The following is a 21,723-nucleotide window of genomic DNA, read 5'->3' as shown; positions in this document are numbered from 1 at the left end:
GGATGCTGAACTGAGTCGGTTTTAGTGTAGCGCCGAACGTGAGATGTGCATCACAGGAAACGAAGTTTCACTATTGGATAACTACTTTACCCATTAATCAAGCACTCAAAAGGAGTATCAGTCTGGAATCCCAGATTCAGCGCTTAATGCCGAGAGCCTCAAGCATCGGCCTGAACTTGGCCCATGTTTCGGCCAATTCGGCCTCCGGCTGGGAGCCCTCCACAATGCCGCAACCCGCGTACAGGCGCACCGTGTTGGCATCTTCGATCACTGCGCCGCGGAGCGCGATGCCCCACTCGCCGTTGCCTGCGGCATCGAGCCAACCCACCGGGCCGGCATACGGTCCGCGGTCCAGATGCTCGAGTTTCCGAATCAAGGCGCCGGCCACCAGTGTGGGTGTTCCGCAGACTGCAGCTGTGGGATGGAGCGCGTTGATCAAAGCCAGGCAGGTGGGGACATGGCCCTCGATATCCGCCAGCTCAGCCTTCACATCCGAGGCGAGATGCCACACATTGGGCAGTTCCAGAATGAACGGCTCGCTGTGCGAATTCATGGCCTCGGAGAACGGAGCCAACTGACGCGTCAGGGAATCGATCGCAATCTCGTGCTCGTGGCGTTGCTTCTCGGACCCGGCCAAAACCCGCTCGGCGTAGGCCATGGGGGAGTCGTCCACGCCCTCGGCATCCCTGCGGTCCAAAGTTCCGGCCAGCACACGCGCTTGCGCGGTCCTGCCCTCCACCTGGATCAGCATCTCCGGCGTGGCGCCAACCAGGCCATCAACGCCATACGTCCAGCACTCGCGATACCTGGCCGCGAGCTGGCGAAGTACCTCCGCAGCGTTGACTCCTTCCGGCAGGGTGGCCACGACGTCGCGCGCCAGCACCAGCTTCTCCAGCTTGCCGGCGCGGATTTCCTCCACTCCATCGGCAACAGCCTTCATCCAGTTGGCTTCGCTCAGGGAGCCATGGCTGAGGTGACCGGACCCGCCGTCCTGCGAAACGACCTCAGGTGACAGCCCGACGTCGGACCCTTCTGCGGCTGAACCGTCGCCGTTAGGCTCGGGCTCGGTAAGCCAGCGCTCCACGGACGCGAGGACGCCCGCCTCGGTGAGGGGGCCGTCGTCGAACGTCAACTGTGTTGCCCAGGCGCGTCCGTCGCGGATACCGACCACCAGCTCCGGAAGGATCAGGCGGGAAACGTGCGGGGACGTCTTGGAGAAGGCGAAGGAGCCGAAAGCAACGGGGCCGGTGCCCGGGAGCTCAACATGGTCCGTGATTTCCGCCTCAAGAATGAGGTGCCGCCACCAGATGTCGGCCTCGAGGAAACGCTCTGGGCCCGTGGCGTTAAAACGCGTCAGCTCGCCGTAGCCAACCAGGCCGGCTTCGCGTCGTGACCAGCAAAGGACGTCGTCCCGGACCAGAAACGACGGCAGCCCCCCTGGGGATGATTCAACATCGAGGGGGACTGTCAAGGTACGGAGCGTGCTCGTCATGATGGAACTACAGTACTCCCGGGTGCGGGCAGAACCGGCCCCTTCTTCTACAGCGCAGCAAAGTCGGCTGAATGTCTGAGACAATTACAGGGTGAACCGAGCATCCTTGGAAAAGCGTCCGGACGAAGTTGCGACGATGTTTGATGATGTCGCCCCAAAATACGACGTCGTCAACGATGTGCTGTCCATGGGGCAGACCCGGCGTTGGCGCCGGATCGTGGTGGACGCCATGGATGTGAAGGTGGGCCAGAAGGTCCTTGACCTCGCCGCCGGAACCGGCACGTCAAGCGAACCGTATGCCGATGCAGGCGTGGACGTTGTTGCGTGCGACTTCTCCCTGGGCATGCTCAAGGTGGGCAAGCGCCGCCGCCCGGACATTGACTTCATTGCCGGGGATGCCACCAACCTGCCGTTCGCTGACAACAGCTTCGACGCTTCCACCATTTCCTTTGGCCTGCGCAACGTCGTGGAGCCCCGCAAGGCCCTCGAGGAAATGCTGCGCGTCACCAAGCCCGGCGGTCGCCTGGTCATCGCCGAGTTCTCCCACCCCGTAGTTCCGCTGTGGCGCAATCTCTATACCGAGTACCTGATGCGTGCGCTCCCGGCCATCGCCACCAAGGTTTCCTCCAACCCGGACGCCTACGTGTACCTCGCGGAGTCCATCCGCGCCTGGCCGGACCAGGACCACCTGGCGCAGTGGCTCAGCGATGCCGGCTGGAACGACATCACCTACCGCAACCTCAGTGGCGGCATCGTTGCCGTGCACCGTGCGCAGAAGCCCGCCGAGCACCGCGAAAGCGTTCCCGTGGCCAAGTTGCGCCGCCAGATCAAGCCGCGCCACCAGGCCGGCTGACTCGTACTGCCTGCTGATTTAGGACGACGTGAAAGTACTGATTGTTGGCGCGGGCCCTGCCGGGTCCACCGCCGCGTATTACCTCGCCCAGGCGGGCATTGATGTCACGGTTCTGGAAAAGACCTCCTTTCCCCGCGAAAAGGTCTGCGGCGATGGACTGACTCCGCGCGCGGTCCGCGAGATCCAGAAGCTCGGCCTCCCGCACTCTGTTGAGGAGGGGTGGCGCCGGAACAAGGGACTGCGCCTCATCGCTGGCGGCCGGACCATTGAGTTGCCGTGGCCCGAGGTTGCGGACTTTCCGACGTACGGCCTGATCCGCACTCGTCTCGGTTTCGACGAGGACCTTGCCCGTCACGCCCAGTCCGCAGGCGCCGTCGTCCTTGAACGCCACAGTGTCACGTCCGCACTGCAGGCCGAGGACGGCCGTGTCATCGGCGCCCGGGCTTCCATCCTTGACGAGTCCGGACGCAAGACGGGCGAAACGCGCGACTTCCATGCCGACGTCGTGCTCGCTGCCGACGGCAACTCGACCCGAACCGCGGTGTCGCTGGGCATGCACAAGCGTGACGACCGTCCGCTGGGCGTCGCCGTCCGCACCTACTTCACATCGCCGAGGCACGACGACGACTGGATGGAAGGCTGGCTGGAACTTCCCGGCAAGTCCGGCAAGCCGCTGCCCGGCTATGGCTGGGTGTTCGGCGTCGGAGACGGCACGTCCAACGTGGGCCTCGGCATCCTGAACTCGTCCAAGGAATTCGGCAAGCTCGACTACAAGCAGGTCCTCCGCGAATGGACCGCCGGTATGCCCTCGGAGTGGGGTTTCACGCCTGAAAACCAGGTGGGGGAGATCCGTGGCGCGGCACTGCCCATGGGCTTCAACCGCACACCGCATTACTCGCCCGGACTGCTTCTGCTGGGCGACGCCGGCGGCATGGTGTCCCCGTTCAACGGTGAGGGCATCTCCTACGCGATGGAATCGGCCCGGTTCGCGGCCGAGTTTCTCATAGACGGCGCCGCACGTTCGCGTTCTGCCGGTTGGACCGCCGACGACGCCGACGCGCACCTTTCGCGGTACGCGGACTATGTGCGGGACCAGTGGGGTTCGCACTTTACCCTGGGACGGGCATTTGCCGCGTTGATTGGTAAGCCCGCCGTGATGAAGCTTGCACTCCGGACGGGCATGCCCATACCCGTGCTGATGCGCTTCGTTGTCCGCATGCTGGCGAACCTCACGGATCCGTCCGCGAAGGGCTTCGAAGACCGGGTGATCCGCGTCCTCGAGATGCTGGTTCCGGCAACGTCCAACACTTCTTCGCCTGGCGCTTTGACCGCAGCCGGCTCCGACACCGCGGTTTCCGCAACAACTAGTTAGGGTTAACCCGTGACCAACTCTGCCGAACACAGCTGGACGCATGCCGGGCACGGCCTGCCGCAGACTGTTGAGCCTGCTCCCAACACCACCGCGATTGCCACGGGACTCCAGCTGCCCGCCGGATTTGCCGCCATTGCAGGCGACGTGGAACTCGGCCCGGCCATCACCACCAACCTTGCCCGGGTGGAGAAGAAGCTTCGCGAAGCCATCTCCAACTCGGACCCGCTGGCTGACGCGACGTCGCGCCACCTGGTGGAAGCCGGTGGCAAGCGCATCCGTCCGCTGCTCACCCTGCTGTGTGCGCACCTTGGCGATGCTTCACGCCCTGAGGTTGTCCAGGCTGCCGTGGTTGTTGAGCTGACCCACCTTGCGACGCTCTATCACGATGACGTGATGGACTCGGCTCCCTTCCGACGCGGTGCTCCCACGGCACACGAAGTGTGGGGAAACTCGGTGGCCATCCTCACGGGTGACCTGATCTTCGCCCGCGCATCGATTCTGGTGTCCGAACTCGGCTCCCGCGCACTCGGCATCCAGGCCCGCACCTTCGAACGCCTGTGCCTTGGCCAGCTCCACGAAACCGTGGGACCGCGCGAAGACGAAGATCCCGTGGAGCATTACCTGTCCGTGATTGCTGACAAGACCGGCTCGTTGGTTGCAGCTTCGGGGCAGCTCGGTGCGATCTTCGCCGGGGCGGATCCGGAGTTTGAGGATGTGCTGGTGGAGTACGGCGAGAAGGTTGGCGTGGCGTTCCAGCTTGCCGACGACGTCATCGATGTCACCGGTGTGAAGGTCAAGTCCGGCAAATCCCCGGGCACCGACCTCCGCGAAGGTGTTCCCACGCTGCCCGTACTGCTGCTTCGCCGCGATGCTGCAGCCGGGGATGCCTCGGCGATTTCGCTCCTGGAACTCGTGGATGGGGATCTGTCCTCGGACGAGGCCCTCGCTGAGGCCGTTGCGGGTCTGCGCGAGCACGCCGTCACTGACGAGTCCTGGAAGATCGCCCGCCAGTGGTCCGCCGAAGCCGTTGCCGCTTTGGCCCCGTTGCCCGAGGGGGTTGTGAAGGCCTCGCTGACCAACTTTGCCCACGCCGTGGTGGACCGCAGCAGCTAAGTCTTCCTCGGCGTAGCTTCCTGACCCGGTTTAGGCGCTTGACGGCCGCTATGCACCCTTTTCGGGTTGCAAAGCGGCCGTTCTCGTTCCAAAGTAGCTCGGGTCGCCACGGCAGCCGCTCGAATCACGACGCCGGAACCCACTTTGGCGTCCACCGGGACGGTCCGAAGTGCCCGGCTTCCCTGTTGCCCAGAACGATGAGCACTTCGTCCACCATCCTCCCCGGATGGTGGACGACGTCGGAGTAGTAATACCGAAGAACCAGCAGCCCGCCACGCATGCTGGCGTTGTTCCGGTACTGGTCCTTCTTGACTTGCCTGCCTTCCACGTGGGTACCACCGTCCAACTCGATCACCAGGCAATCGTTGATCAGGCAGTCGACTTCACCAACTCCGGGTAGCTGCACGTGCATCTTCACCCTGAGTCCTGCCCTGGTGAAGTGGACATGAGCCAAAACTTCCAGCAATGAATCTGCCCTGGGAAGGACCAACCCCACAACAGTCCGCGCCCGGCCGTTGCGGGGACCCGGCAGTTTGGACGTTAGGTAATCCGGGCTGAGCAGCGCCTGGCTCACAGCACTCTGGACCATGACCAGGGACTCCAGCTCCGGCCGGCACCGAAGGGCGTGCATGAGAACGTCAGCCACGCCCGCAACGGGTAGATAGGGATGCGGGGGATGCGTCATACCGGCGTGGTCAACAACCCGCGGTTTGGGCAGACCGTTGCCGCAGCTCAGGTGCAGAGTTTCTGGTTCGCGAAGTACCCAAAGGCCGTAGAACCTCGCTGCCGAGATGCAAGTCAGGCGGCCATTCGCGCGAAAGGCGGTTACGACGTCGGGGTCTGCTCCTTTGGTGACGTAGACGCCTCGCTGCAATCTGGTGATCACCCCGTTGCTCAACGCCGATGCCAGTGTTCGTTCAGAGAACCCGGCACGCTTCAAGTCTGCGGTTCTGGCCGCGCCAAGTCTGGATCGAAGGAATTGGGTGAGGTCCATCAGGTCATGGTTGCGGCGTTGGAGACTCCTCAGAGCCTGCTTTTCGGCCTATGTGGATAACTACACCGGGCCGTAAAGGCGCCACGGGATCTTTGAATTTTCATTGACGCTAGGAGTTGCGCTTGTGACAGGATTGTCATAAGCTATTCACGGATCCACTAAATGCCTCCGGTGGGTCTGATGCGAACGGAGATTGTGGTCCCGGTTCGGTGCAGCGTATGACTCGTAACGTTGCAGCGAGCCGGGGCCATTCCGTTTAAGCCCGGAAACCTGTGGCTTTGTGACCTTCTTTCAAAGCGAAACAGCCCTTATGCAATCAATAAAGGTTGCATAAGGGCTGCGTGTCGTTCAAAGAAGGTCAGGAAGCCGCGAGGGCCGCCCGGGGGACTTAGTCTTCGTCGTTGAACGCCCACTCGAACATGTCGAAGACGAACTCGGAGAACGTGCCTTCCTCGCTCTTCCACTGGCCGCGCGCATTGTTGCGGCGCCAGACGATGGGGTCCGGGATGCCGAGGTCGGCGGTGCGGAAGCCCCAGGTGAACTGTTCGTCCTCGTCCTCCAGGAACATGAGGAAGCCTTCGTCATCTACTTCGAGTTCCTCGGGGTCCCAGAAGTAGTGGTAGGCCTCCATGAGGTCTTCGCAACCGCCGAGGGCAAGGTAGAACTCGCGCAGAACCAGGGGGATGGTGAAGGAGTGATCAGCGAGGGCGTCGTCCAGTTCGTCGGGCGTAAGGCCGTCTTCTTCCTGCCATTCATCCTCGAGATACTTTGGGACCAGCGCGCGGAACTTCTCGAGGAACATGTCAGTCATGCTCTTATCCTAGCTAATCCCGGGCACCCGAAATTGCGCCTGTTCCACTGCCGGGCCGGTGCCAACCACGGACCGCGAGCGGCACGTGCCAGCTTCGTCGCCATGCGGTGACACGGAAGGCGAACACCACCCCGGCAATAATGCACGCTGTCAGCCCGGTGAAAGTACCTAAGTGCCATAAAAGGGTGGTGAGTCCCGCGCCAACAAAGGCAGGCAAGGCATAGAGGTCGCGGGCATTGAAGAGGGTGGGAATCTCGTTCGCCGTAATGTCGCGCAGCAACCCGCCACCCACAGCAGTGGTGACACCCAGCAGAATGGCGGCCACCGGGTTGACCCCAGCGGTGAGCGCCTTCAAAGTCCCCGTGATGCAGAACAAAGCCAACCCGCCGGCGTCGAACAGGGTCAGCAAGGAGGTGAAACGCTGGACTGACGAGAACAGGAAGTAGACCAGCATCGCGGCCAACAGCGGCGGGGCAAGATACGCAGGGTTCGTGAACGCGATGGGAGGCCCTGCGTTGATGATGATGTCGCGGATCACACCGCCGCCCAAGGCGACGATGGATGCGAGAAGCACCGAACCCACAATGTCGAACTGTTTGCGGGCCGCCAGCAGCGACCCTGAGACCGCGAAGAAGAACACGCCGACCAGGTCAAGCCACAGAAGGACGATGTCGATGGAAATCAAGTGGACGGGTTCTTTCTGGGTGCGGCTCTCAACAGATGCTGGCTCAACGTTACGCTAGCTCCCATGAACAGCCCCGTTTTGATCGCGTGCGCCCACGGAACCCGCAATGCTGAAGGCCAAGCTGCCATCCGCCAGGTGATGGCTGACATCGAAGCCCTCCGTCCAGGCCTTCAGGTGCTTGAGGCCTACGTCGATGTGCAGGAGCCCGAGTTGTCAGGCGTGGTGGAGGGCCTGCCCGAGGGGACGGACGCCGTCGTCGTGCCGCTTTTGCTGTCCACCGGCTTCCACATCAAAGTGGACGTACCCAAGGCGATCAAAAGCCGGAACGAGGTGGTGGCCGCCAGGCCGCTGGGTCCGGATCCGCGACTGGCTGAGCTGCTGGCCACTCACTTGCGAGCCGCTGGGCTGACCGAGAACGACGGCGTGCTGTTGGCTGCCGCGGGGTCCTCCCTTCCGGACGGTTCGGTGGATTCGGAAGAGCAGGCGAGATTGCTCGCAGAGCTGCTGCCGAACAAGGTGCGGGTGGCCTATGGCGCCAGCGCCCAACCAACAGTGCCCGACGGCGTTGCCTCCTTGCGTGCGGAGCTCGCCGCGGAAGGGAGAACAGGAAGGGTCTTCATCTCCTCGTACCTGCTCGCGACTGGCTATTTCCATGACCAATTGGCCAAGGCAGGGGCGGACATTGTGTCGGCTCCTTTGCTGCCGTCGACGGTGCTCGCCGAGATCGCGCTGGAACGGTACGACTCAGTGTTGGAAAGGCTCTCCTAACCTTTATCTGTGCGGAAAAGTGCTCAAAAGGACCTGCACAAAACGGGCCCTCCGGACAAGGCCGCTGGCGTGTTCGTGACGAAATGTTTCCCTAGGTGACTTAGCATTTCCGGACCTTTGCTGGCGAAATCTGGCCAGACCTACAGTCGAGTTATGACAGATACAGCTGTAGCCGGTGCGTCCGCGGACACCGCAGTCCCTTCGCGCCCAGCACGCACCCGCCCTGCCGCCAAGCCCCATGGCCAGTGGAAGGTTGACGGCACCACCCCACTCAATGCCAACGAGACCTGGAAGCAGGACGATAACGGGCTGAACGTCCGGGAGCGCATTGAGTCTGTCTACTCCAAAGAAGGCTTCGACTCGATCGACGGCACCGACCTCCACGGCCGTTTCCGCTGGTGGGGCCTCTACACCCAGCGCAAGCCCGGGATCGACGGCGGCAAGACCGCAACGCTTGAACCGCACGAGCTTGAAGACAAGTACTTCATGCTGCGCGTCCGGATCGACGGGGGTGCATTGACCACCGAGCAGCTGCGGGTCATCGGCCAGATCTCCGTGGACTTCGCTCGCGGCTCAGCCGACCTCACCGACCGCCAGAACATCCAGTTGCACTGGATCCGCGTTGAAGACGTGCCGGAAATCTGGCGCCGCCTCGAATCCATTGGCCTCTCCACCACTGAAGCGTGCGGCGATGTTCCGCGCGTCATCCTCGGCTCCCCGGTTGCGGGCATCGCCAAGGACGAGATCATCGATCCCACGCCGCTCATCCACGAGCTCGCCGAGCGGTTCATCGGCGACCCTGAGTTGGCCAACCTGCCGCGTAAGTACAAGACGGCCATCACGGGCCACCCGTCGCAGGACGTGGTCCACGAGATCAACGACTTCGCCCTGGTTGGCGTTGTCCACCCCGAACTCGGTGCCGGCTATGACCTCTGGGTGGGCGGCGGCCTGTCCACCAACCCGCGCCTGGCCGAACGCCTGGGTGTGTTCGTCTCCGCCGATGTGGCCGCTGAAGTATGGCTGGGCGTCACCAGCATCTTCCGCGACTACGGCTACCGGCGCATGCGCACCAAGGCCCGCCTGAAGTTCCTCATGAACGACTGGGGCCCGGCCAAATTCCGCCAGATCCTCGAAGACGAATACCTCGGTTTCAAGCTTCCGGACGGCCCTGCGGCTCCGAAGCCCACTTCGCCAGGCGATCACATCGGTGTGCACGAGCAGAAGGACGGCAAGTTCTTCATCGGCGTCACTCCCACAGTGGGGCGTACATCCGGCGAGGCACTGGTCACGCTTGCTGACACGCTGGAGAAGCACGGCAGCTACCGCCTGCGCACCACTCCTCACCAGAAGCTCGTCATCCTGGACGTTGCCAAGGATGAGGTAGAGCCGCTGATTGCTGAGCTGGACACGCTGGGCCTCTCCGCCCGACCGTCCGTGTTCCGCCGCGGCACCATCGCCTGCACAGGCATTGAGTTCTGCAAGCTGGCCATCGTGGAAACCAAGGTCACGGCAGCTACCGCTATCGCCGAGCTGGAACGCCGTTTGGCCGACCTTGTGGAGACCAAGCAGCTGCCGTCGGCACTGTCCCTCCACATCAACGGCTGCCCGAACTCCTGCGCACGTATCCAGACGGCCGACATCGGCCTGAAGGGCATGATGCTGCCAACGCCCGACGGCGACCCCACCCCGGGTTTCCAGGTCCACCTCGGTGGCGGGCTGGCTAACAACGAGCGTGAGGAAGCCGGTTTGGGACGGACGGTCCGCGGCCTCAAAGTCACGGTGGAAGACCTGCCCGATTATGTGGAGCGCGTGGTCCGCAAGTTCGTCGCCGTGGGCGCCGAGGGCCAGACCTTCGCTGAGTGGGCACACTCCGCAGATGAAGGAGATCTCCAATGACAGATCCCGTCACCATTACCGACCTCGCCAGCGCAGCAGCCCGTCCGGCCCTGCGTTCACACGAAGAACTCAAGGCACTGGCTGATGCCGGAGCCGCTGAGCTCGGCTGGAACGCCCCGGCACGGGACGTCATCGCCTGGGTGGCGCGCAACTTCGAATTGCCCACTGTGACAGTAGCCTGCTCCATGGCCGACGCCGTCCTTCCGGCCTTGGTGGCGGACCAGCTTCCCGGCGTCGACGTTTTGTTTCTCGAGACCGGCTACCACTTCAAGGAAACGTACGAGACCCGCGATGAAGTTGCTGCGAACCTGCGCGTCAACGTGGTGGATGTCCTTCCGGAGAACACTGTGGAACAGCAGGACCGCCTGCTGGGTAAGGACCTGTTCGCCCGCGACCCCGCCCAGTGCTGCGCACTGCGCAAGGTCCAGCCGCTGCGCCGTTCGCTGGCCGGCTACGAGGTGTGGTTCACCGGTGTCCGACGCGACGAGGGACCCACCCGCACCAACACGCCGGTTGTCAGCTGGGATGAGGGCTTCGGCCTGGTCAAGGTGAACCCGATGGTCGACTGGACGTTCGATCAGCTGATCGAGTACTCCGAAGACAACATCCTTCCCGTCAACCCCCTCCTGAGCCAGGGCTACCCGTCCATCGGCTGCCAGCCCTGCACCCGCAAAGTGGCCCCGGGCGAAGATCCCCGCGCCGGCCGCTGGGCTGGATCCGACAAGACAGAATGCGGACTACACACATGAGCACTCAAACAACGTCAGCGGACGCCTACGCAGCAGATGCCGCCCCCGCCCCTTCGCTGGACGGCAATGCTGCAAGCAGCATTGCGTCCAGCTACGACAGGCCCGATGCCACTCCCGGGGCGGCATCTGCTGCTTCGGCTCTGCAGTCGACTCGCCTTTCGTCTCTGGACACCCTCGAGTCCGAGGCTATCCACATCATCCGCGAGGTCGTCGCCGAGTTCGAGAAGCCTGCGCTGCTGTTCTCAGGCGGCAAGGACTCCGTGGTCATGCTCCACCTCGCCACCAAGGCCTTCTGGCCGGGCAAGGTTCCGTTCCCGGTCCTGCACGTCGATACCGGACACAACTTCCCGGAGGTCATCGACTTCCGCGACCGAACTGTTGAGCGCCTGGGCCTGAAGCTGGTTGTCGGCTCGGTGCAGGAATTCATCGACCGCGGCGAACTGGCCGAGCGCGCCGACGGCACCCGCAACCCGTTGCAGACCGTTCCGCTGCTGGACGCGATCCAGCGCAACAAGTTCGACGCCGTGTTCGGCGGCGGTCGTCGTGACGAGGACAAGGCCCGCGCCAAGGAGCGCATCCTGAGCCTCCGTGACGAATTCGGCCAGTGGGATCCGCGCAACCAACGCCCCGAGTTGTGGAACCTGTACAACGGCCGCCACACGGTGGGCCAGCACGTCCGTGCGTTCCCCATCAGCAACTGGACCGAGCTGGACATCTGGCGCTACATCGAGCGCGAGAACATCGAGCTCCCCAGCCTGTACTACGCCCACGACCGTGAGGTCTTTGCCCGCGACGGCATGTGGCGTGCAGTGGGCGAGGTTTCCCAGCCGCTGCCGCACGAGGAAGTCATCACCAAGCTGGTGCGCTACCGCACGGTGGGCGACATGTCCTGCACCGGTGCAGTCGAGTCCGATGCCCGTACCGTGGCCGACGTCGTAGTTGAAGTCGCTGCCTCCACCCTGACCGAACGTGGCGCCACCCGAGCAGATGACCGCATCTCAGAGGCCGCCATGGAAGACCGCAAGAAGGACGGCTACTTCTAAATGAGCACCGAAACACTGGCTGCCGGGCTGGAAACAGCCCTGCCCACAACCCTGTTCCGTTTTGCTACTGCCGGATCGGTCGACGACGGCAAGTCCACTTTGGTGGGCCGCCTCCTTCACGATTCCAAGGCGATTCTTGCTGACACGCTCGACGCCGTTGCCCGCACCTCCGCGGATCGCGGCTTCGGCGGCGAGAAGGGTGGGATCGACCTCGCCCTCCTGACCGACGGCCTCCGTGCCGAGCGTGAACAGGGCATCACCATCGACGTCGCCTACCGCTACTTTGCAACGGACCGCCGCAGCTTCATCCTGGCGGACTGCCCCGGCCACGTTCAGTACACCAAGAACACGGTGACCGGTGCGTCCACTGCGGATGCCGTCGTCGTACTCATTGACGCCCGTAAGGGTGTGCTGGAGCAGACCCGCCGGCACCTGTCCGTGCTGCAGTTGCTGCGCGTGGCCCACGTGATCGTTGCCGTCAACAAGATCGACCTGGTGGACTTCAGCGAGCAGGTGTTCCGCGACATCGAAGCGGACGTGCAGAAGGTCGGCCGTGAGCTTGGCCTTGGTCGTGACGATTCACATGCTGGCGGAGTTGCAGATCTTTTCGTGGTTCCGGTGTCCGCCCTGGATGGCGACAACGTAGTGGACCGCTCCGAGCGCACCCCTTGGTACACCGGGCCTGCGCTGCTGGAGGTCCTCGAAACCCTCCCGGCGGCTGACGAGCTGGAGGCCGAGCTGGAAAGCTTCCGCTTCCCGGTCCAGCTGGTGATCCGCCCGCAGGGTGCCCTGGCTCCGGATGCTGTTGCTGCCGGGCTCGATGTCGAGGCATACCGCGATTACCGCGCCTACGCTGGCCAGATCACTGAGGGTTCCGTGAAGGTTGGCGACGAAGTGTCCGTCATCAGCCCCGGGCACGAACCGCGGACCACCACTGTGGTTGGCATCGACTTTGCCGGCCAGTCGATGGAGGAAGCTGCCGCGCCGCAGTCGGTGGCGGTCCGCCTGGCTGACGAGATCGACATCGCCCGTGGCGACACCATTGCTGCTGCCGGAACGGTCCGCGAAAGCACGGCCGACCTGTACGCGTCACTGGCTTGGCTCTCGCCCAAGCCTTTGCGTGAAGGGCAGAAAGTCATGGTGAAGCACGGTACACGCACCGTCCAGGCCCTGGTCCGCAATGTCACCGGAAAGCTGGATCTGGCGACGTTCAACGTGGAGCCGGCATCCAACCTGGAGCTCAACGACATCGGACACGCACAGCTCCGGTTGTCTGCTCCGCTGCCTCTGGAGAACTACCTCCACCACCGCCGCACCGGCGCATTCCTGGTGATCGACCCCATCGACGGCAACACCCTTGCTGCCGGCTTGGTCAAGGACCACCCGGGCGACCACGAAGACGAACGTTACGTCATCTAGGGGCACACCTAGTCACAAAACCGCAGCTTGTTCGCGACTCCTCACGTTGTACGGCGGGAATATCGAGCAGGCTGCGGTTTTCTTTTTTGGAAGGTCGCATGCCACAGAACACCACCCTCAGCACGCTCCTGGCCTCCGGTAAGGACCTGGTTCTGGACGGAGCGTTAGCTACGGAACTCGAAGCCCACGGCTGCGATCTTGAGGATCCGTTGTGGTCGGCCAAGGTCCTGCTGGAGCAGCCCCACCTGATCAAGCAGGTTCACCGCGACTACTTCGAGGCCGGTGCGTCCGTTGCGATCACGGCCAGCTACCAGGCGACTCCGCAGGGGTTTGCCCGGCGTGGGCTTGGTGCTGAGGAGTCGCTGGAACTCGTGGCGTTGAGCGTGCGGCTGGCAGACGAGGCGCGCCGGGAATCTCTTGCGGCTGGCTCTGCTAATGGCCCGCTGTTGGTGGCTGGGTCGGTGGGGCCCTATGGCGCCTACCTTGCCGATGGCTCCGAGTACCGCGGTGATTACACGCTTTCTGCCGCAGAATTCCGGGACTTCCACCTTCCTCGCATTGCCGCGCTGGTGGAGGCCGGCGCGGATTTCCTGGCGTGCGAGACGCTGCCGTCGTTCGCCGAAGCAGAGGCGCTGTTGGCGCTGGTGGCGGAGGAGTTCGACGTCGAATCATGGTTTACGTTTACACTGCGGGACAGCGGCCACATCAGTGATGGAACGCCCCTTGCGGATGTCGCTGCGCTGCTGCGCGCGGAACCGCGCGTGGCCGCCGTCGGGGTTAATTGTGTGCCGCTGGACCTGGTGACGGACGCGCTGGGCACCCTGCAAGAGTCCTCCGACAAGCCGCTGGTGGCCTACCCGAATTCGGGTGAATCATACGATGCCGTGACCAAAACCTGGAGCCCGTCGGAGGGTGTTCAGGGCATTGGAACGTTGGCTGGAAACGCGGCTGAATGGCGGGGCCTGGGAGGCCGTCTCATAGGTGGCTGCTGCCGTACAACCCCACGCGACATTGAAGCCCTCGCGGCGAATATGGCGCCAGGTGACCCTGCGTGAACCTGCGTGAACCTGCAGACAAGGACTACAGGGGCTCCACGGTGGACGGATCAAACGGTGCGCTGTGATGCGCTGGAAATTCGTCGCACACCCACATAGGAACCTTTTCGATTGACCGGAGCGACATGCGTGAGTGTCGACCATTCGAGGAACACCAAGGGCACTCGCCCTTGACCTGTGTTGCGTAGACCGTCCCGTCGTAGCTCTTTTCGTAGGTTCCAAAAGGGCTAACTATGACCTGACCCGGCATAAACACAAGGCGGAAATACGCCCAGCCGAGCAGCATGAAACCGCCGAGCAGGCCGAACACTGTCAGAGGAAGGAACCATCCGCTTCGAATTGATGGCGGAAGAATCGCAGAAATCACAAAGGACAAGATGGTACAGACAGCAGCGACGGCCGCCAGCCAATTGTCCGGAAGTACGCTCTTTTTCTTCGATGTGCGTTCAATGGGCATTCGAAGATCGAACGGGTCCGAGGGGTCTTTTCCGACGATGACCCGGTCTGCGATGAAGTCCCTGCCAGCCTGGATGCCACCAGTGTTGTCGCCCATGGTTATCGCATAGTCCGAGCCGATCGACTCGTCATTGACGTGCGGGACTGGCTGGCCGCAGCCGCAGTACTCGTATCCTTCCGGCGGAGTGCGGCCGCAATCGCATACAAACATCGAGTTCTCCCTCTGCTGTCGTTTCCCAGAGTGTCCATCCACCCACTGACATTTCAGTGTTGGAGGACTGGGATTCATGACGAGGCAAGCGGGGTTGTTCCATTTTGCTGGCTCATTCCTTCTGGATCGCCGGAGGACGGCGGGCTGGCGGGATCTTTGGAGGGGCGGGTCGGAATGATCCAGCAGAACCGGGGCGATGGTTCCCGCGGCGAATATGACGCCACGTGAACCTGCGTGAACCCTGATTTCTACGGGATTGAAGCCGAAATATGACAGTCCCTACTGTGAATGTATGACCTCTCCGGAATGGTCCTTGTCTGCCCTCGACGGGCGATGTCACGGGGCCTGATCCTCGCCCCCCACTTCGCATCCCACATTCATAAGGACCCACCCTCATGTCGAACACTCCCGAGTCACAGAAACCCGGTTCCGGTACCACCCGCATCGTCGCCGGTGAGACCGCCCCCAAGCCCAAGCGCCGCCGCACAGTTGAGATCGCCCTGGCCGTCGGCCTGGTGCTGCTGATCGGTGCAGGCGCCGCAGTTGCTTCCGCTGTTTCGCAGAACAACCAGGCCGCCCCCGCTCCCACTACGTCGCCTGCAGCTGAGCTCAAGCTCGGCTACTTCAGCAACGTCACCCACGGCCCGGCGCTGGTAGGTACCAGCAAGGGCTTGATCGCCAAGGAACTGGGCGACACCAAACTCAGCACCCAGGTCTTCAACGCCGGCCCCGCCGCGATCGAAGCCCTGAACGCCGGCGCCATCGATGCCACGTACATCGGCCCGAACCCGGCCATCAACTCCTTCGTCAAGAGCAAGGGCGAGTCCATCAGCATCATCGCCGGCGCAGCATCGGGCGGTGCGCAGTTGGTGGTCAAGCCGGAGATCAACTCCGCGGCCGACCTCAAGGGCAAGATCCTCAGCTCCCCGCAGCTTGGCGGTACCCAGGATGTGGCCCTCCGGGCCTGGTTGGGCGATCAGGGTTTCAAGACCAACACCGATGGCAGCGGCGACGTCAACATCAACCCGACAGAAAACGCCCAGTCGCTGAAGCTCTTCCAGGATGGAAAGCTCGACGGCGCGTGGTTGCCTGAGCCGTGGGCCTCCCGCCTGGTTCTCGAAGCCGGGGCGAAGGTCCTGGTTGATGAGAAGGACCTGTGGGAGAACGGTGACTTCACCACCACCATCCTGATCGTGAACAAGAAGTTCGCCGCCGAACACCCGGAAACCGTGAAGGCACTCCTGAAGGGCCACGTTGAATCCGTGAACTGGCTCAACTCCGCCTCGGCTGAGGAGAAGGCGACCACCATCAACGCGGTTCTCAAGGACACGGCAGGCAAGCCGCTTCCGGCCAACGTGATTGAACGCGCTCTGCAGAACATCAAGTTCACCACCGATCCACTGGCAGGAACGTACAACAAGCTGCTGGAAGACGGCGTCAAAGCCGGGACCACCCAGAAGGCCGACATCAACGGCATCTTCGACCTCCGAACCTTGAACGAGGTTGAAGGCAAGAAGACCTCAGCTGCAGGACTCGGCCAAGACTAAGCAAGACAGGCTGGTCCGCTTCCCTTGCGATTCGCGCGGGGAGCGGACCGGCCTTTAGCCACATCAGCTCTACCAATCAACACGAAGGACGGGACCATGCCAGTCGTACTCGAGAACCTGGGCAAGCGCTTCGGCGACGGCGCCCCGGTGCTGGACGACGTCAACGCCACCATCGCGCAAGGCGAGTTCGTCGCCCTCCTCGGTGCGTCGGGCTGCGGTAAGTCCACCCTGCTGAACATCATGGCGGGACTGGAAAAGCCGACGTCGGGCGCTCTTGAAGTACCAAGCGACGGTGCCGCCTTCATGTTCCAGGACGCATCCCTGTTCCCTTGGCTGACCGCGCGCGGCAACATCGAACTCGCCCTGCAGTTGGCTGACAAGACCAGCACCAAGGCCGGCCGGCGTGAACGTGCCAGCGAACTGTTGGAACTGGTCCACCTAGGTGGCGCGGGGGATAAGCGTCCCCACGAACTGTCCGGCGGCATGCGGCAGCGCGTGGCCTTGGCCCGCTCCTTGGCACAGGATCGTCAGCTCCTGCTGATGGATGAGCCGTTCGCGGCACTCGACGCCATTACCCGCGACCTACTTCATGACGAGCTTGAGCGGATCTGGAAGGAAACGGGCCGGACCATCGTGTTCGTGACCCACAACGTACGCGAGGCCGTGCGACTGGGCCAGCGAGTGCTGCTTTTGTCCTCGCGTCCCGGCCGGGTTGTTGCCGAATGGGAAGTCACCGAGGAACACCGTACCGATGCTGGTCGTGCTGGGGAGCTGACCGGTGTCATCACCCGCCGTCTTCGCGAGGAGATCCGCCGCCATGCCAAGTAACCCCATCACCACCGAAGAGCGGACCCTTCCCGTGACTGAATCCAAAGAGCACATCACCTCGCCGTCGCTGAAGGGCAACGCCTCGGAGCTCCGGGACCTTGAAGCGGGCCTGGACAACCTCCAGTCAGATACGGGCCGCAAGGCCGGCATCGAATGGAAGCGGGTGTTGCTACCCGTTGCCGCACTGGTGGTCCTGATCCTCGCGTGGCAGTTCTACGTTTCGCTCGAATTCAAACGGCGCGACCTCGTACCCGGACCACTCGACGTGCTCACCCAGTTCGTGACCATGTGGGGCGAAGGCAAGGTCCAGGAAGCGGTGTGGACTTCGCTGCAGCGTGGTGTGATCGGCTTCCTGATCTCCGTGGTCATCGCTACTCCCGTGGGGTTGATCCTGGCTCAGGTAGCTCCCTTGCGCCGCGCGTTTGGACCGCTCATTTCCGGCTTGCAGGTTTTGCCGTCCGTGGCATGGGTTCCTGCCGCCATCATCTGGTTCGGTCTGACCGACGCCACCGTCTACTTCGTGGTGTTCATGGGCGCTATTCCGTCCATCATCAACGGGCTCATTTCCGGTGTGGACCAGATTCCGCCGCAGTACCGCAGCGTGGGCACGGTCCTCGGTGCGAACCGGCTCCAGATGGCGCTGCAGATCGTCCTCCCCGCAGCCCTCCCCGGATACATCGGCGGGCTAAAGCAGGGCTGGGCTTTCTCGTGGCGCTCCCTCATGGCCGCCGAAATCATCGCAGTGGGCGGCACGATCGGGTTCGGGCTGGGCTCGTTGCTGGATCAGGGCCGTTTGCTCTCCGATATGACCATTGTGATGTCCGCGATCCTGCTGATCCTGTTCGTGGGCATCCTGATCGAGCTCCTGGTATTCGGGCCGATCGAGAAGCGACTGCTGCAGCGCCGGGGCTTGTTGGCAGGCAGCAGCCGCTAACCCTTCGGAGTTTTTGTACAAGTAATGCCCTTAAGAGTGCTTCTTAGGGGCATTACGTGTACAAAAACTCGCCACCAAAACCGGCGGCAACGTAGAGATCTCTGAGCAGACACAGCTGGCACACGGTCCTGTGGGTGGCGTGCAGGGCCCCGGCGAGGGGTACGTCTACGACCAAACCGTTGAACTGGCAAAATCCGGGGAAGGCTGGAAGATCGTCAGTGTCCTCGGCCCTTCGCATCGACCGCTGCATAACGTCGACTTCCGGACCGCGAGCAAGGGCTCGACGGCGACCTCCCGCCGTCGAGCCCTTGCGTCACCAGACGGTGAGGTTAGAGTCCGGTCAGCAGATCCCGCATTTCCCGAATCTCTGCTTCCTGCGCCGTGACGATGTCCTTGCCTAGCTGGACAGCCTCAGGGTTCTTGCCTTGGGCTATTTCGGTTTTGGCCATGGTCACAGCACCTTCGTGATGCGCGATCATCTGCGTCAGGAAGAGCTTGGCCGCTTCCACACCCCGGGCATCCCTGAGCTTCTGCAGGTCCGCCTCGCTCAGCATGCCGTCCATGCCGTGGCCGCCATGCCCGGAGGATCCCATAACAGGCACGTCCCAGTTCGTCAGCCAACCCGTCATCTTCTCTATTTCGGGTGCCTGCGCGTCTTTGATCTTCACTGCCAAGGCAGTCACTGCGGGCGGGATGTCAGCCTTCGCCAGCATGGCGTCGGACATCTCCACTGCTTGAGAGTGATGGGGGATCATCATTTGGGCGAACATGGTGTCCGCTGCGTTGTGCCCGGCGTCGCTGCTGCTCGCAGAGGGGCTGATGGAGGTGCCGGAACTTCCATGGTCCATGCCCGGCATGGAACCGGAGCCGGGGTTGGAAGCGCAACCAGCCAGGGCAAGCAGACCTGCGAGAGCCGCTCCGGTCACAGTGAAGTGAGTTCTGTTCATGAGTAAAAGTCCTTTGCATTTCGGGCGGCGGTGATAGTCAGCCGCCCGGTGGTGAGCAGGTGGTGATGGATGTACAGTCCCGGCTGTTACCGGATCATCCAGTGCTCACGTGCGGCTGATGCAGAGTTGCCCGGGTGTAGGACCGTGGGGTTGGTAGGACCAGGACGGAAAGATGGTGGGCAGTCCCCACGATGCAGGGGTGAGTTCCCCTGTCGTGTCGGGTGGGGGAGCGCTCAGGGAAGCTGATGTGAGGGATGGGATGCAACTGGCAGCCTGAGTGCAGGAGCAGCTTCCAAATTCCGTGCCGTGATCGTCGCCAGCCGAGGTACCGCTCACTTCATGAGAAGAGCCGTGCGCAGGGTGGGATGAGGAGGTGCTCACTACAGGTGATGCCGCATGAGTCCCATGCGATCCACCTGCCCCATGGGAACCGCTGATGATGTGCATTCCTAAAATGCCCGCCATGACGGCCGCCACCAGAAGCAGAAGCGACGCCCGCCCGAGGCGGGCGGCAGGAGCTTGAGGGGACAGCTGCTTGCTCACGATGCTTCACCACCTTCGTCCACTTCCAGTGCTGACAGTATACCCCCATAGGGTATCTGAGAGTGATTCATTCCTGTTGGTACTCCTGACCCTGGGCATTCCTCCAATTTCCGCTGCGCCATTGCGATTCGCGGCCTAGAATCGTCGAATGGGCCTTCTAACGTTCAGCATCAACGTCACGCTCGATGGTTGCGTGGACCATCAGGAGGGCATCGCCGACGACGAGACGCACGCCCACTTCACGCGTCTCTTGGATCAGAGCGGCGCAATGCTCTGGGGCCGGACTACCTACGAAATGATGGAGGTTTACTGGCCCTTGGTTGCCCGCGGCGAAGTAGAAGCGCCGCCAGCCTTACGCGAGTGGGCGATCACCTTGGAGGGAAAACCCAAGTACGTCGTTTCCACAACGCGGAGCGACTTCCCCTGGACCAACAGTCATCGGCTGGTTGGCCAACTGGGTACGGCCGTTCAGGAACTTAAGGACAGGACTCCCAAAGGGGTGCTTGTTGGCAGCGGGAAACTAGCAACAGAGTTGGACCGATTGGGCCTGATCGACGAGTACAAATTCCTCATCCACCCCATGATCACAGGCCACGGACCCACCCTTTACCAGGGCGGACTGCCCAGCACCCGGCGCCTTGAACTGATCTCGGCCGAGCCGCTCAGTAACGGGGCGGTGGCGATGCATTATCGCCGGGCTGTCTGACGAATGTGCAGGCAACATGACAACGCCAACCATCCCCATGAACTCCGGTTTTAGAAACCCCCACCGGGATATATGCCCTCGGGCAATGTGAAGCACGGCGAACCGGAATCAATGCGAATTTGATGTGGGGCTAACCCTTCGGCGACAATATAGTTTTCATCGCTTGTGTTGTGAGGGCTTACTTGGACTTCGCAGGATCCTCTGATATCAAGCCTGTTCCCGACTTCGTATTGTCCAATTTGATAGTGGGTTTCGACTTCTTTCAGGATCGGCTCGATTTTGGTTTTTCCGGTGACCGTGATTGTCGTTGAACCATTCCAGCTGTGCTGGGTCTTGTTGCAGGACAAGAGCACGCCCTTCTTCTTCTGATCGATCGAGATAACAGCTTCTTTTGGGATCAGGGCGGCGATCTCCAGTTCCATTGCTTGTGTATGAGCTTTCGCTTGCTGCCATGTCAGCTCAGCATTCATCGTTGCCTCCTGTGTTTTGGCCGCAGTTGGCACAGTCGACTCCGTCGAACTCCCGGTGGGTGGCCCGGCGCAACCGGCAAGCCCGATTGAAACGACCAGCATCAACGCCATGGCGCCGCTCCGAACCCTCATCGAATCGCACTTCCCAGCATGTCCATGAGCGCCTGTTCGTTGTCCTCGCTATTAGAGGAGATGAGGTTACGGTTGTTCATGAGGACCTAAAAATCCCCACCCGGGTAGATGCCCTCGGGCAAGGTGAAGCACTCAGATCCTGATGCAATACGGATTTCGTTTGGAGACAATCCTTCGGAGACGATGTAACTCTCCCCTGGAGCAGGCGGGTCGATTTGGATTCGATAGTTTTCGTTTACATTTCTATCTACGGACACATTTAAGCCATTCGCGCGGTAGTGGGCTTCGATGTCCTTCACGACCGACTGGATTTTGGTTCCTTCAGCTACCGTGACCGTGATTGAAGCATTCCAGTTGTGCTGCGTCTTGTCGCAGGACAGAAGCACGCCCTTCTTCTTCTGATCAAACGAGATGACAGCATCTTTTGGGATCAGCGCGACGATCTCCAGTTGTATGGCTTGTGCGTGGGCTTTAGCTTCCTGCCAGGTTAGTTCAGCTTTCATCGGTTCCTCTTGTGTTTTAGCAGGCGTTGGCACAGCCGACTGGATTGAACCCGTGTTGGGGGTTTTTCCAGCACAAGCGGCGAGCCCGATCGAACCTGCCACCAGCCACAACGCCATGGCACCGCGACGCGCCCTCATCGAGCCACAATTCCAAGCATGTCTTTGAGTACTTGCTCGTTGTTTGCACTGTTTGAGG

Annotated in this window: 21 protein-coding genes; 13 read left to right on the top strand and 8 right to left on the bottom strand. The window is 62.2% G+C overall.

Going from position 1 to position 21,723, the window contains the following annotated elements; all coding sequences use genetic code 11:
• Window positions 1-136: 136 nt before the first annotated feature.
• The gene (locus ACR30Z_RS03455) at window positions 137-1,492 is read right to left on the bottom strand and encodes an isochorismate synthase (RefSeq protein WP_434371217.1); all 1,356 of its coding nucleotides are present in this window, start codon (window positions 1,490-1,492) and stop codon (window positions 137-139) included.
• Window positions 1,493-1,583: 91 nt separating this feature from the next.
• Here ACR30Z_RS03455 and ACR30Z_RS03450 point away from each other — a divergent pair, with 91 nt between their 5' ends.
• The 3 genes from ACR30Z_RS03450 to ACR30Z_RS03440 are packed head-to-tail and all read left to right on the top strand — an operon-like array spanning window position 1,584 to window position 4,830.
• Entirely contained in the window at window positions 1,584-2,345 is a 762-nt protein-coding gene (locus ACR30Z_RS03450; RefSeq protein WP_434371216.1) for a demethylmenaquinone methyltransferase, read from the top strand.
• A 28-nt stretch (window positions 2,346-2,373) separates the two neighbouring features.
• Window positions 2,374-3,717: a geranylgeranyl reductase family protein gene (locus ACR30Z_RS03445; protein ID WP_434371215.1), complete on the top strand. Its 1,344-nt coding sequence runs from the start codon at window positions 2,374-2,376 to the stop codon at window positions 3,715-3,717.
• A 9-nt stretch (window positions 3,718-3,726) separates the two neighbouring features.
• Complete coding sequence (locus ACR30Z_RS03440; protein WP_144650449.1) at window positions 3,727-4,830, top strand: polyprenyl synthetase family protein; 1,104 nt, start codon at window positions 3,727-3,729, stop codon at window positions 4,828-4,830.
• A gap of 124 nt (window positions 4,831-4,954) precedes the next feature.
• Here the strand turns inward: ACR30Z_RS03440 and ACR30Z_RS03435 are convergent, their stop codons facing one another.
• The 3 genes from ACR30Z_RS03435 to ACR30Z_RS03425 form a co-directional block, all read right to left on the bottom strand.
• Window positions 4,955-5,824 (bottom strand): type IV toxin-antitoxin system AbiEi family antitoxin domain-containing protein, encoded by an 870-nt coding sequence (locus ACR30Z_RS03435; protein WP_434371214.1) that lies wholly within the window; start codon window positions 5,822-5,824, stop codon window positions 4,955-4,957.
• A gap of 388 nt (window positions 5,825-6,212) precedes the next feature.
• A complete protein-coding gene (locus ACR30Z_RS03430) occupies window positions 6,213-6,635 on the bottom strand; it encodes a hypothetical protein (RefSeq protein ID WP_144650446.1) in 423 nt (140 codons plus the stop codon).
• A gap of 13 nt (window positions 6,636-6,648) precedes the next feature.
• Window positions 6,649-7,320: a trimeric intracellular cation channel family protein gene (locus ACR30Z_RS03425; RefSeq protein WP_434371213.1), complete on the bottom strand. Its 672-nt coding sequence runs from the start codon at window positions 7,318-7,320 to the stop codon at window positions 6,649-6,651.
• Here ACR30Z_RS03425 and ACR30Z_RS03420 point away from each other — a divergent pair, their 5' ends adjacent.
• From ACR30Z_RS03420 to mmuM, 6 genes are all read left to right on the top strand, one after another.
• Window positions 7,321-8,088: a sirohydrochlorin chelatase gene (locus ACR30Z_RS03420; protein ID WP_144650441.1), complete on the top strand. Its 768-nt coding sequence runs from the start codon at window positions 7,321-7,323 to the stop codon at window positions 8,086-8,088.
• Window positions 8,089-8,241: 153 nt separating this feature from the next.
• Window positions 8,242-9,984 carry a nitrite/sulfite reductase gene (locus ACR30Z_RS03415; protein WP_434371212.1) on the top strand — a complete coding sequence of 581 codons (1,743 nt, stop codon included), beginning with the start codon at window positions 8,242-8,244 and terminating at the stop codon, window positions 9,982-9,984.
• Entirely contained in the window at window positions 9,981-10,733 is a 753-nt protein-coding gene (locus ACR30Z_RS03410) for a phosphoadenylyl-sulfate reductase (protein WP_434371211.1), read from the top strand. Before ACR30Z_RS03415 ends, ACR30Z_RS03410 begins: the two co-directional genes overlap by 4 nt.
• On the top strand, window positions 10,730-11,776 hold the full coding sequence (cysD, locus tag ACR30Z_RS03405; RefSeq protein WP_434371210.1) for a sulfate adenylyltransferase subunit CysD: 1,047 nt from the start codon (window positions 10,730-10,732) through the stop codon (window positions 11,774-11,776). Before ACR30Z_RS03410 ends, cysD begins: the two co-directional genes overlap by 4 nt.
• Window positions 11,777-13,195, top strand: coding sequence for a sulfate adenylyltransferase subunit 1 (locus ACR30Z_RS03400; protein ID WP_434371209.1), 1,419 nt, complete (start codon window positions 11,777-11,779; stop codon window positions 13,193-13,195).
• A gap of 98 nt (window positions 13,196-13,293) precedes the next feature.
• Window positions 13,294-14,250: a homocysteine S-methyltransferase gene (gene mmuM / locus ACR30Z_RS03395; RefSeq protein WP_434371208.1), complete on the top strand. Its 957-nt coding sequence runs from the start codon at window positions 13,294-13,296 to the stop codon at window positions 14,248-14,250.
• Between the two features lie 25 nt (window positions 14,251-14,275).
• On the opposite strand, the gene ACR30Z_RS03390 is transcribed toward mmuM, so the two are convergent.
• Window positions 14,276-14,917, bottom strand: coding sequence for a hypothetical protein (locus ACR30Z_RS03390; RefSeq protein WP_434371207.1), 642 nt, complete (start codon window positions 14,915-14,917; stop codon window positions 14,276-14,278).
• A 395-nt stretch (window positions 14,918-15,312) separates the two neighbouring features.
• Between ACR30Z_RS03390 and ACR30Z_RS03385 the strand changes: the two genes are divergently transcribed.
• The 3 genes from ACR30Z_RS03385 (at window position 15,313) to ACR30Z_RS03375 (ending at window position 18,226) form a co-directional block, all read left to right on the top strand.
• Window positions 15,313-16,464, top strand: coding sequence for an ABC transporter substrate-binding protein (locus tag ACR30Z_RS03385; protein ID WP_434371206.1), 1,152 nt, complete (start codon window positions 15,313-15,315; stop codon window positions 16,462-16,464).
• 96 nt (window positions 16,465-16,560) lie between these two features.
• Window positions 16,561-17,292, top strand: coding sequence for an ABC transporter ATP-binding protein (locus ACR30Z_RS03380; RefSeq protein WP_144648714.1), 732 nt, complete (start codon window positions 16,561-16,563; stop codon window positions 17,290-17,292).
• Window positions 17,282-18,226 (top strand): ABC transporter permease, encoded by a 945-nt coding sequence (locus ACR30Z_RS03375; protein ID WP_144648713.1) that lies wholly within the window; start codon window positions 17,282-17,284, stop codon window positions 18,224-18,226. Before ACR30Z_RS03380 ends, ACR30Z_RS03375 begins: the two co-directional genes overlap by 11 nt.
• Window positions 18,227-18,555: 329 nt before the next feature.
• Here ACR30Z_RS03375 and ACR30Z_RS03370 read toward each other — a convergent pair whose 3' ends face one another.
• Window positions 18,556-19,173, bottom strand: a complete 618-nt coding sequence (locus ACR30Z_RS03370; protein WP_434371205.1) for a DUF305 domain-containing protein — start codon at window positions 19,171-19,173, stop codon at window positions 18,556-18,558.
• 691 nt (window positions 19,174-19,864) lie between these two features.
• Between ACR30Z_RS03370 and ACR30Z_RS03365 the strand changes: the two genes are divergently transcribed.
• A complete protein-coding gene (locus ACR30Z_RS03365; protein ID WP_144648711.1) occupies window positions 19,865-20,422 on the top strand; it encodes a dihydrofolate reductase family protein in 558 nt (185 codons plus the stop codon).
• A gap of 50 nt (window positions 20,423-20,472) precedes the next feature.
• On the opposite strand, the gene ACR30Z_RS03360 is transcribed toward ACR30Z_RS03365, so the two are convergent.
• Window positions 20,473-21,003 carry a hypothetical protein gene (locus ACR30Z_RS03360; protein WP_144648710.1) on the bottom strand — a complete coding sequence of 177 codons (531 nt, stop codon included), beginning with the start codon at window positions 21,001-21,003 and terminating at the stop codon, window positions 20,473-20,475.
• 107 nt (window positions 21,004-21,110) lie between these two features.
• Window positions 21,111-21,665, bottom strand: a complete 555-nt coding sequence (locus ACR30Z_RS03355) for a hypothetical protein (RefSeq protein WP_434371203.1) — start codon at window positions 21,663-21,665, stop codon at window positions 21,111-21,113.
• Window positions 21,666-21,723: the final 58 nt, after the last annotated feature.

This window comes from Paenarthrobacter sp. FR1 (assembly GCF_051106045.1).
GTDB lineage: Bacteria > Actinomycetota > Actinomycetes > Actinomycetales > Micrococcaceae > Arthrobacter > Arthrobacter nitroguajacolicus_A.
This window is presented reverse-complemented; position numbering and strand designations above follow the sequence as displayed.

Bases quoted from the DNA above. Each gene is read 5' to 3' on its own strand.
- ACR30Z_RS03435 (WP_434371214.1), bottom strand. From the start codon at position 5,824: ATGGACCTCACCCAATTCCTTCGATCCAGACTTGGCGCGGCCAGAACC.
- ACR30Z_RS03415 (WP_434371212.1), top strand. From the start codon at position 8,242: ATGACAGATACAGCTGTAGCCGGTGCGTCCGCGGACACCGCAGTCCCT.
- ACR30Z_RS03455 (WP_434371217.1), bottom strand. From the start codon at position 1,492: ATGACGAGCACGCTCCGTACCTTGACAGTCCCCCTCGATGTTGAATCA.
- ACR30Z_RS03370 (WP_434371205.1), bottom strand. From the start codon at position 19,173: ATGAACAGAACTCACTTCACTGTGACCGGAGCGGCTCTCGCAGGTCTG.
- ACR30Z_RS03365 (WP_144648711.1), top strand. From the start codon at position 19,865: ATGGGCCTTCTAACGTTCAGCATCAACGTCACGCTCGATGGTTGCGTG.
- ACR30Z_RS03380 (WP_144648714.1), top strand. From the start codon at position 16,561: ATGCCAGTCGTACTCGAGAACCTGGGCAAGCGCTTCGGCGACGGCGCC.
- ACR30Z_RS03410 (WP_434371211.1), top strand. From the start codon at position 9,981: ATGACAGATCCCGTCACCATTACCGACCTCGCCAGCGCAGCAGCCCGT.
- ACR30Z_RS03430 (WP_144650446.1), bottom strand. From the start codon at position 6,635: ATGACTGACATGTTCCTCGAGAAGTTCCGCGCGCTGGTCCCAAAGTAT.
- ACR30Z_RS03390 (WP_434371207.1), bottom strand. From the start codon at position 14,917: ATGTTTGTATGCGATTGCGGCCGCACTCCGCCGGAAGGATACGAGTAC.
- cysD (WP_434371210.1), top strand. From the start codon at position 10,730: ATGAGCACTCAAACAACGTCAGCGGACGCCTACGCAGCAGATGCCGCC.
- ACR30Z_RS03355 (WP_434371203.1), bottom strand. From the start codon at position 21,665: ATGAGGGCGCGTCGCGGTGCCATGGCGTTGTGGCTGGTGGCAGGTTCG.
- ACR30Z_RS03400 (WP_434371209.1), top strand. From the start codon at position 11,777: ATGAGCACCGAAACACTGGCTGCCGGGCTGGAAACAGCCCTGCCCACA.
- ACR30Z_RS03385 (WP_434371206.1), top strand. From the start codon at position 15,313: ATGTCGAACACTCCCGAGTCACAGAAACCCGGTTCCGGTACCACCCGC.
- mmuM (WP_434371208.1), top strand. From the start codon at position 13,294: ATGCCACAGAACACCACCCTCAGCACGCTCCTGGCCTCCGGTAAGGAC.
- ACR30Z_RS03375 (WP_144648713.1), top strand. From the start codon at position 17,282: ATGCCAAGTAACCCCATCACCACCGAAGAGCGGACCCTTCCCGTGACT.
- ACR30Z_RS03360 (WP_144648710.1), bottom strand. From the start codon at position 21,003: ATGGCGTTGATGCTGGTCGTTTCAATCGGGCTTGCCGGTTGCGCCGGG.